Annotated in this window: 8 protein-coding genes; all 8 read left to right on the plus strand. The window is 71.2% G+C overall.

The genetic code is table 11. The annotated features are described in order from the left end of the window. Positions 1-219 precede the first annotated feature (219 nt). Genes Q0283_RS12685 through asd form a run of 8 tightly spaced genes read left to right on the plus strand, consistent with a single transcriptional unit; the run spans position 220 to position 6,103 of the window. Entirely contained in the window at positions 220-921 is a 702-nt protein-coding gene (locus Q0283_RS12685; RefSeq protein ID WP_183527609.1) for a response regulator transcription factor, read from the plus strand. Between the two features lie 9 nt (positions 922-930). Then, complete coding sequence (mshD, locus tag Q0283_RS12690) at positions 931-1,908, plus strand: mycothiol synthase (RefSeq protein WP_298044998.1); 978 nt, start codon at positions 931-933, stop codon at positions 1,906-1,908. Between the two features lie 48 nt (positions 1,909-1,956). Next, the gene (locus tag Q0283_RS12695) at positions 1,957-2,943 is read left to right on the plus strand and encodes an NUDIX hydrolase (protein ID WP_183527614.1); all 987 of its coding nucleotides are present in this window, start codon (positions 1,957-1,959) and stop codon (positions 2,941-2,943) included. Positions 2,944-2,957: 14 nt separating this feature from the next. Beyond that, positions 2,958-3,299, plus strand: coding sequence for a GNAT family N-acetyltransferase (locus Q0283_RS12700; protein ID WP_183527615.1), 342 nt, complete (start codon positions 2,958-2,960; stop codon positions 3,297-3,299). Between the two features lie 38 nt (positions 3,300-3,337). Further along, positions 3,338-4,141 carry a thymidylate synthase gene (locus Q0283_RS12705; RefSeq protein ID WP_183527616.1) on the plus strand — a complete coding sequence of 268 codons (804 nt, stop codon included), beginning with the start codon at positions 3,338-3,340 and terminating at the stop codon, positions 4,139-4,141. After that, positions 4,131-4,694 carry a dihydrofolate reductase gene (locus Q0283_RS12710; protein WP_010143202.1) on the plus strand — a complete coding sequence of 188 codons (564 nt, stop codon included), beginning with the start codon at positions 4,131-4,133 and terminating at the stop codon, positions 4,692-4,694. Before Q0283_RS12705 ends, Q0283_RS12710 begins: the two co-directional genes overlap by 11 nt. Continuing rightward, positions 4,691-4,912 (plus strand): NF038396 family protein, encoded by a 222-nt coding sequence (locus tag Q0283_RS12715; protein WP_183527617.1) that lies wholly within the window; start codon positions 4,691-4,693, stop codon positions 4,910-4,912. Before Q0283_RS12710 ends, Q0283_RS12715 begins: the two co-directional genes overlap by 4 nt. 9 nt (positions 4,913-4,921) lie before the next feature. Next, positions 4,922-6,103: an aspartate-semialdehyde dehydrogenase gene (gene asd / locus Q0283_RS12720; protein ID WP_298045004.1), complete on the plus strand. Its 1,182-nt coding sequence runs from the start codon at positions 4,922-4,924 to the stop codon at positions 6,101-6,103. The last annotated feature ends 53 nt before the right edge of the window (positions 6,104-6,156 follow it).

Genomic DNA, 6,156 nt, shown 5'->3' on the forward strand with positions numbered 1-6,156 from the left:
CGAGCGCCACGGCGACCACCAGCACGGACCCGGTGACGGCCGCGGCCCACGCGCCCAGCGCGCCGACGCCCACGAGCAGGGCGGCGACCACGGCGGTGACCGCCAGCAGGGGATGCTTCACCCTTCCATCCTGCCATCGCCGCACCCGACCTCGCCGCTGCCTGCCCCGCGCTTCCCTATACTGACGTGCGAACCTGCTTCAGACGTCGAGGAGGCCAGATGGCCCGGTTGCTCCTGCTGAGCGGCTCGACCGCGCCGGTCCTGGAGGCCCTGGCGTTCCTCGACCACCGCGTCACGGTGGCTCCGCCGCGCGCCGAGTCGCTGCTGCGCTCCCCGGAGACCGACGTCGTGCTGGTGGACGCCCGCCGTGACCTGGCCGGGGCCCGCGGGCTGTGCCAGGTGATCCGCACGTCCTCCCCCTCCATGCCCGTGGTGCCGATCCTGACCGAGGGCGGACTGGCCGCCCTCTCCCCCGGGTGGGGCACGACCGACTTCCTGCTGGACACGGCCGGTCCCGCCGAGGTGTCGGCGCGGTTGCGGCTGTCCGTCGCCCGGGCCGCCGAGGACGCCGGGGCCACCGGACCGGGTGCCGAGGCGCCCATCCGCGCCTCGGGCGTCAGCGTGGACGCGGCCAGCTACACCGCGAAGGTCCACGGCGAGCCGTTGAACCTGACGTTCAAGGAGTTCGAGCTCCTCAAGCACCTCGTCCAGCACCCGGGCCGGGTCTTCACCCGCGAGCAGCTGCTGCACGAGGTATGGGGCTACGACTACTTCGGCGGCACCCGCACCGTGGACGTGCACGTGCGGCGGCTGCGGGCCAAGCTGGGCCCCGACCAGGAGCAGCTGATCGGCACCGTCCGCAACGTCGGTTACCGGTTCGTGCCCCGAGAGAGCGAGCCCGGTCAGGGCCCCAACGGCTAGTGTTGGGCCATGAACCGCACTGACCCGACCCCCGAAGCCCCCGAGGCCCCGGCACTGACCGTCAGTGCCGGCCGCCTGGACCCCCGGGCCCTGCACGACCTGCGTGCCCTGGCCGACGCGGCCGAGGCCGCGGACGGCAATCCCCCCTTCTCGGACCAGACCTGGGTGGAACTGCGCACCACCGACGACCCGGAGCGGGTCCGCACCGTGACGGCCTGGCTGGACCACTCCCCCGGGCGGGAGGGGGAACTGGCCGGTGCCGCCGTCGCGATCTCGGCCGACCAGGGCCCGGGGGTGCTGGAACTGGTGGTGCACCCGAACTGCCGCGGCCAGGGGGTGGCCACCGCGATGGCCACCGAGCTCTCCGACCTGCTGGACCGTGAGCCGCTGCAGGCCTGGGCGCACGGCAACCACGCCGCCGCCGCCCGGTTGGCCGAGCAGTTCGGCTACACCCCGGTGCGCGAGCTGCTGCGCCTGCGCCTGACCCACCAGTCGGACGCCGACGCCGCGGCGTGGAACGAGGACCTCCCCGAGGGCGTGACCGTCCGGTCCTTCGTGCCCGGTGACGACGACGCCGCCTGGCTCGCGGCGAACGCCGCGGCCTTCGCCGACCACGCCGAACAGGGCGCGATGGACCAGACGGACCTCGACGCCCGGAAGGCCGAGGCCTGGTTCGACCCCGAGGGGTTCCTGCTCGCCGTGGACGCCGACGGGTCCCTGCTCGGCTATCACTGGACGAAGATCCACCCCGGTGCCGACGGGCACCCGCCGCTCGGTGAGGTCTACGTGATCGGCGTGGTCCCGGCCGCGCAGGGACGCGGCCTGGGGCGGCTGCTGACCGTGCTCGGCATCCGGTACCTGCAGCGCCGGGGCGTGGACGCGGTGATGCTGTACGTGGACGCGGACAACGCGTCGGCCGTGCAGCTGTACCGCAAGCTCGGCTTCACCCGCTGGGACACCGATGTGATGTACGCCCGGTCATCCTGACGTCGACCCGCGGTCACCCGATGTTCACCTCCCGGTAGGATCACGAGAATGCCCAGCACCGCTGCCCGCTCCACCGCCTCGTTCCACGATCCCGAGCCCACCGCGGAGATCCTGGCCGCCGGGGTGCTGCCGTGGCGGGTCAACGGCCGGGGCCTCGAGGTGCTGCTGATCCACCGGCCGGACTACGACGACTGGTCCTGGCCCAAGGGCAAGCTCGACGACGGCGAGACCCTGCCGGAGTGCGCCGTGCGCGAGGTGCGGGAGGAGATCGGGCTGGACGTGGAGCTCGGCCTGCCGCTGCCGTCCACCCACTACACGGTCAACGGGGGCACGCCCAAGGAGGTCTGGTACTGGGCCGTCGAGGTCGCGCGCCAGAGCCCCCAGGTGGACGGCAAGGAGGTGGACCGCGTCGAGTGGGTGAGCGCCGAGCAGGCCCTCGAGCAGCTCACCAACGCCTCCGACGTCGAACCCCTCACGGTGCTGATCGCCGCGCACCGGGAGCGCACGCTGCGCACCGTCCCGTTCATCGTGCTGCGGCACGCCAAGGCCAAGCCCCGCTCCTCGTGGTCCCGCGCCGAGGGGGCCCGGCCGCTGGCCCCCACCGGCCAGCGCCAGGCGCTGGCCGTGCGCCGGCTGCTGGGCGTGTGGGCTCCCCGCAAGATCATCACCTCCCCCTGGCGGCGCTGCGTGGAGACGGTGACCCCGTACGTCAAGGACACCGGCCGGGGACTGAAGGAGAACGGCGCGTTCACCGAGAAGGCCGTGAAGTCCAAGCCCAAGCGGACCGGCAAGGAGGTCGACTCACTGCTGGCCAAGGTGCGCGCGAGCGTGCTGTGCACGCACCGGCCCGTGCTGCCCGTGGTCCTGGACGCGCTCACCGGCCGGGCCGCCCGGGAGGGCCGGGACGCCGTGCTGGCCGCCCTGCCCCGCAAGGACCCCTACCTCAAGCCCGGCGGCATGATCGTGGCCCAGCGGGCCGTGGACGCCGGCGGGCGGATCGTCTCGCTGGAGGTCTACGACGTCTGGGACGACTGACGTAGGGTCATCCCATGAGCAGCCAGGACACCCCCAAGATCGTCCATGACGACCTGCGCGTCGTGCGCGACCCGGACCGGGGCCGGATCGAGTTGTGGCAGAAGGAACAGTTCATCGGCTTCCTCGGCTACACCGAGCAGACCGTGGACGACCAGACCGTGGTCGTCCTGCAGCACACCATCATCGACGAGGCCTTCGGCCGCCGCGGGTACGCCCGTGCCCTGGTGACGATCGTGCTGGAGCGGCTCAAGGCGGAGGGCTTCCTGATCGTGCCGGAGTGCAGCTACGTGCAGGACTACCTGCGGCGGTACCCGGAATACCAGCCGATGGTCTACGAGGGTCAGCTGCAGGACTGACGTCCGCCGACCCCCAGACCGCGCCGTAGACTGCTGGGGTGAGCATTCCCACCCCCTACGAGGACCTCCTGGCCGATGTCCTGGCCCACGGGACCGTCAAGGAGGACCGCACCGGCACGGGCACGTACAGCGTGTTCGGCCGCCAGCTGCGTTACGACCTCGGTGAGTCCTTCCCGCTGATCACCACCAAGCGGGTGCACTTCCGGTCCGTGGCCCTGGAACTGCTGTGGTTCCTGCGCGGAGAGTCGAACGTGCGCTGGCTGCAGGAGCGCGGCGTGAGCATCTGGGACGAGTGGGCGGACGCGGACGGTGAGCTCGGCCCGGTCTACGGGGTGCAGTGGCGCTCCTGGCCGGCCCCGGACGGCGGGCAGATCGACCAGATCGCCCGCGTCGTGGAGTCCCTGCGCACCCATCCGGACTCGCGCCGGCACATCGTCACCGCGTGGAACCCGGCCGAGGTGGAGAAGATGGCCCTGCCGCCGTGCCACGCCCTGTTCCAGTTCTACGTGGCGGACGGCCGGCTCTCCTGCCAGCTGTACCAGCGCTCGGCCGACCTGTTCCTCGGCGTGCCGTTCAACATCGCCTCCTACGCCCTGCTGACCGTCATGATGGCCCGGCAGACGGGCCTGGAGCCCGGCGAGTTCGTCTGGACCGGCGGGGACTGCCACATCTACTCCAACCACGTGGACCAGGTGCGCGAGCAGCTGGCCCGCACCCCCTACCCGTACCCGCGGCTGCGCCTGAACCGGCAGCCGGAGGACATCTTCTCCTACGCGTACGAGGACTTCGAGCTGGTCGACTACCAGCACCACCCGACGATCAAGGCCCCCATTGCCGTCTGACGAACACCCCGGCCAGCACACCCCGTCCCGGATCGGCATGATCTGGGCCCAGACCCCCGACCGGGTGATCGGAGCCGACGGCGACATGCCGTGGCACGTGCCCGAGGACCTGAACCGCTTCAAGGAGCTCACCCACGGCCACCCCGTGATCATGGGCCGCAAGACCTGGGACTCCTTCCCCGCGAAGTACCGGCCGTTGCCGGGACGGACCAACATCGTGGTCTCCCGGCGTCAGGCCACCGCGAGCCGGATGCGGGACGCCGGCGCCGTCGTCGTGCCCGGTTTCCAGGAGGCCCTCGAGGCCGCGCACGAGGCCGACGGGCTGGACCTCATCTGGGTGATCGGCGGGGCCACGCTCTTCGAGCAGGCCCTGGACGTGGCCACCCTGGCCGAGATCACCCTGATCGACACCGACGCCGAGGGTGACACCTTCGCCCCCGAGCTGGACGCCCGGTGGACCCGGACCGCCGTGGACCCGGCCACCGGGGCGCACCGGTCCCGCACCGGTCCGGCCTACCGCTACGAACGATGGGAACGACAGGACCGACCATGAGCCTGCTGCTGAACAAGACCACCCTGACGTTCATCGCCTTCGTCGCCTGCCCCGTGCTCGGCCTGGTGACCGCCGTGATGGGACTGATCATGATCCTCTCCGGCGACGTGATCCCCGGCGTCGTCTTCCTGGTGGTGCTCACCCAGGTGTTCGTTGTCGGCGGGATCTGGGCGACGAGGAAACGTAGCTCACTGCTGGAGGACGGGTCCGGCCAGTAGACTGCGGGCATGGTTTCCCCCGAGTCGACCGAAACGGCCCCCTCTGTCCTGACCTCCGACACCGCCGGCACCCCCACCGTGGGGCTGATCGGCTGGCGCGGCATGGTCGGTTCCGTCCTCATGCAGCGCATGGAGGAGGAGGGTGACTTCAGCCGTGTCAACCCCGTGTTCTTCTCCACGTCCTCGGCCGGGCGCCCCGCGCCGGTGTACCAGGGCATGGACGGTGACGCCGGCGTCCTGCAGGACGCCTATGACATCGACCTGCTCGCCAAGCTGCCCGTCATCCTGACCACCCAGGGCGGGGACTACACCTCCGAGGTCTACCCGAAGCTGCGGGCCGCCGGCTGGGACGGGATCTGGATCGACGCCGCCTCCACCCTGCGCATGCAGGACTCCTCCATCATCGTGCTGGACCCGGTCAACCGCGGCGTGATCGACGCCGGCCTGTCCAGCGGCATCAAGGAGTTCGTGGGCGGCAACTGCACCGTCTCCTGCATGCTCATGGGCCTGGGCGGACTGTTCAAGGCCGGTCTCGTCGAGTGGGGCACCGCCATGACCTACCAGGCGGCCTCCGGAGGCGGCGCCCGCCACATGCGCGAACTGCTGACCCAGTTCGGCACCCTGAACTCGGTGGTCTCCTCGGAACTGGCCGACCCGGCCTCGGCGATCCTGGAGATCGACCGCAAGGTCCTGGCCGCCCAGCGCGACGGCACCCTGGACGCCTCCCAGTTCGGCGTCCCTCTGGCCGGGTCCCTGATCCCGTGGATCGACAAGGACCTGGGCAACGGCATGTCCAAGGAGGAGTGGAAGGCCGGGGCCGAGACCAACAAGATCCTGCGGACCCGGACCCGGATCCCCTTCGACTCCCTCTGCGTGCGCATCGGCACCCTGCGCTCCCACTCCCAGGCCCTCACCCTGAAGCTGACCCAGGACGTGCCGCTGGACGAGATCGAGCAGATCATCGCCGGTGACAACGAGTGGGTCTCCGTGGTGCCGAACACCAAGGACGCCTCCGTGGAACAGCTGACCCCGATCGCCGCCTCGGGGTCCATGGACATCCCCGTGGGCCGGCTGCGCAAGCTGGACATGGGCCCGGAGTACCTCTCCGCGTTCACCGTGGGCGACCAGCTGCTGTGGGGCGCCGCCGAGCCGGTGCGCCGCATGCTGATGATCGCCACCGGGAACCTCTAGGACACGGCCCCCTCCCCCACCGACCGACGGCGGCGGGCACCCCCACGGGTGCC

The sequence above is a fragment of the uncultured Citricoccus sp. genome, from assembly GCF_937871995.1.
GTDB lineage: Bacteria > Actinomycetota > Actinomycetes > Actinomycetales > Micrococcaceae > Citricoccus.